The organism is Pseudomonas sp. SED1, assembly GCF_034044025.1.
Classification (GTDB): Bacteria; Pseudomonadota; Gammaproteobacteria; order Pseudomonadales; family Pseudomonadaceae; genus Aquipseudomonas.
Genome location: NZ_JAXCIS010000125.1, coordinates 1 through 2,914, shown reverse-complemented (window position 1 = coordinate 2,914; position 2,914 = coordinate 1). Strand labels below are relative to the sequence as shown.

Annotated in this window: 3 protein-coding genes; 1 reads left to right on the top strand and 2 read right to left on the bottom strand. The window is 60.0% G+C overall.

Going from position 1 to position 2,914, the window contains the following annotated elements; genetic code table 11:
• Positions 1–19 precede the first annotated feature (19 nt).
• Positions 20–721, bottom strand: a complete 702-nt coding sequence (locus SNL23_RS16185) for a helix-turn-helix transcriptional regulator (protein ID WP_318302759.1) — start codon at positions 719–721, stop codon at positions 20–22.
• A 185-nt stretch (positions 722–906) separates the two neighbouring features.
• Positions 907–2,151 (bottom strand): methionine gamma-lyase, encoded by a 1,245-nt coding sequence (locus SNL23_RS16180; protein ID WP_076016698.1) that lies wholly within the window; start codon positions 2,149–2,151, stop codon positions 907–909.
• A gap of 124 nt (positions 2,152–2,275) precedes the next feature.
• Between SNL23_RS16180 and SNL23_RS16175 the strand changes: the two genes are divergently transcribed.
• Positions 2,276–2,746 carry an Lrp/AsnC family transcriptional regulator gene (locus SNL23_RS16175; protein ID WP_167663943.1) on the top strand — a complete coding sequence of 157 codons (471 nt, stop codon included), beginning with the start codon at positions 2,276–2,278 and terminating at the stop codon, positions 2,744–2,746.
• Positions 2,747–2,914: the final 168 nt, after the last annotated feature.

The window sequence follows — 2,914 nt, the reverse complement described above, 5'->3', positions numbered from 1 at the left end:
ACATTTGTCCTGCGGCGTTCTAGAAAGTGGCGTTTTCTTCTGTGGAGTACATCCACCGCATCAACGAATGCCGGCCACTGATGCCCATCTTGATCGCTGCCCGCTTGAGGTAGCTTTCGATGGTGTTGACCTTCAACGCCAACTGTTCCGCCAGTTCCGGCGCAGTACGCCCGGCCAGCAACCCCACGCACACCTCCAGCTCACGGCTGGACAGGGCCAGCCCCGATTGCGCGAGGCGTTCTTCAAAGCGTCGGCGCAAGGTGTCGATGCCTGGTTGCTGCGGCGCTTCACTGTCCGGGCTGCTGGGTTGCAGGGCGCTGATGTGCTTTTCAACCATCGGCAGCAGCAAGGAGGAGAAGTCTTGCAGGATGATCCGCTCCTGCTGGGAAAAACTTTCGGAGGGGTTCGAGCGATACACCGACAGCACGTAGCTGACGTCATCCTTGCGCCGGGTCAGGTGCAATTGTGCGGCGGCCTGGGCTTCGTCGAGCCCGGGCGCCGGGTCGGTATACACCGGGCTGATCCCCAGCATTCGCGAACTGCCGGCTTTGCGCGGAGCGTGTTCCCTTGGGCTCACGGGCATTTGGGTGATGTGCGTGGCGTCGACCGCCAGTTGGGTGAGGATCAGGTCATGCAGCATGCGCGGGAAATGTCGGCTGCCGGTGCTGGCGATGACTTTGCCAATGTGGGGAAACAGGTGTGAGTTCATCATTTCATCCATGAGTTTCAATGAGGGCGGCGTACAGGGCAGTGATCTCCATGACTGCCGCCTCGTATGCTAGTACAGGCTTTCGCAAACGGGCCAATGAATGGATCAAATTTTTTGCAGTGCAGGGCGCAACGGGAAAAGCCCGACCTTTTCAGGCCGGGCTATTGGTAAACGTCGCGCCTGGTTATGAATTTACCTCAAGCGTGATGAACGTTTTGCTGCACAACCCTGGATTTCGGTTTCAGGGCACAGGCGTGCAGTGCCTGCTCAACGTCCGCCAACAGATCGGCGACATCCTCAAGGCCCGCCGAGAGCCGCACCAGCCCTTCGGAAATCCCGTGGTGGGCGCGTTGTTCCGGGGTGTAGGTGGAGTGGGTCATGCTGGCCGGGTGCTGGGCCAGTGACTCGGCGTCCCCCAGGCTCACCGCCCGGGTGAACAGCTTGAGGGCGTTCATGAATTGCCGGCCCATCTCGATGCCGCCCTTGAGTTCAAACGCGATCATGCCGCCGGACTGCTTCATCTGCCGGGCGGCCAATTCGTATTGGGGGAAGGAACGCAAGCCGGGGTAAGTCACCCATTCCACCAAGGGATGGGCCTGCAAGGCTTTGGCGATGGCCAGGGCGTTGCTGCAATGGCGGTCCATGCGCAGGGCCAGGGTTTTGAGGCCGCGCATCAGCAGGGCGGCATCCTGAGGCGACATCACCGCACCGGTCAGGTCCTTGAGCCCTTGCAGGCGAATGCGCTGGGCCAGGGCCTGGCTGCTGACGGCGATGCCGGCAGTGATATCGCCGTGGCCGCTGAGGTATTTCGTCGCCGAGTGCACCACCACGTCGGCACCCATTTCCAGCGGGCGTTGCAGGTAGGGCGTGCAGTAGGTGTTGTCCACCACCACCGTGATGCCGGGTTGCTGGTGGGCGATTTCGGCGACGGCGGCGATGTCCACCAGTTGCAGGTTGGGGTTGGCCGGGGTTTCGAAATAGATCATGCGCGTGGCCGGGTTGATGGCCTCGCGCAGGGCGGCCAGGTCGGTGAGGTCGACGTGGCGCACCTTGATGCCGAATTCGCCGATGCCGTGATGCAGCAGGGCGAAGGTACAGCCGTAGAGGGTCTGGCTGACGATGATCTCGTCGCCGGGACGCAGCAGGGTCCAGAACGTCGCGGCAATAGCGCCCATGCCGGAGCTGAAGGCTACGGCGGCTTCGCCGTTTTCCAGGGTGGCCATGCGCGCTTCCAGCAGGGCCAGGGTGGGGTTGGAGATGCGGGTGTAGAAGTGCCCGTTCTCTTCACCAGCAAAGCAGGCGGCACCGTATTCGGCGGTGGGGAAGGCGAAGGTGGCCGATAGATAGATGGGTGGCACGAGGGCGCCGTGGTGGTCCTGGGGATCGTAGCCGTGGTGGATGGCACGGGTGGAAAAGCCGAACGTATTGTGTTTATTTTTCATGGTCGGACGCTCCTTATTTCCTACAATGCTATGCTTATAATCGCGGCTGAACGTTCCATAGTTTGCTGGGAAAAGCCGGTAGATTGGGATGAAAAACAATAAAAACGACGTTTTGAGGCAAGGTATGCCCATGAATTTGGATCGGACTGACAAGGCGCTTTTAAACGCCTTGCAGGGCAATGCGCGGTTGACGGTGGCGGAGTTGGCGGAGCGGGTGTCGCTGACTACTTCGCCGTGTTGGCGGCGGGTGAAAAACCTTGAGGACAGCGGGGTGATCGGGGGGTATCAGGCGATCTTGTCGCCCAAGGCGCTGGGGTATGGGGTGACGGCGTTTGTCAGCATCATGATGGACACGCACTCCCGCGAGATTGCTCGGGCGTTTGAGCAAAGGTTGCTGGAGATTCCCGAGATTGTGGCGTGTCATAACGTTTCGGGGCGGTATGATTTTTTGTTGGAAGTGGTGGCGAAGGATTTGGAGTCGTTTGGGGAGTTTGCGCGGGAGGTGTTGCAGAGTTTGCCGTGTGTTAAGGAGATTTATTCGAGTTTTTCTTATAAGTCGGTGCGGCCGTTGCGGGTGATTCCGCTTCCTGAGTGATTGACGGTGTACATATCCGTTATTTAGGTAACGGCTACCTATGGTTCCGCTCTTACAGCGGGTCACTTTTGGCAAACGCCCGGAATGCCGGCCCAGCCAAAAGTAACCAAAAGGTCTTTGCCCCACCACTCGGTGCCTCGCCTTGGCTCGGCATGCCCGCACTCCGGC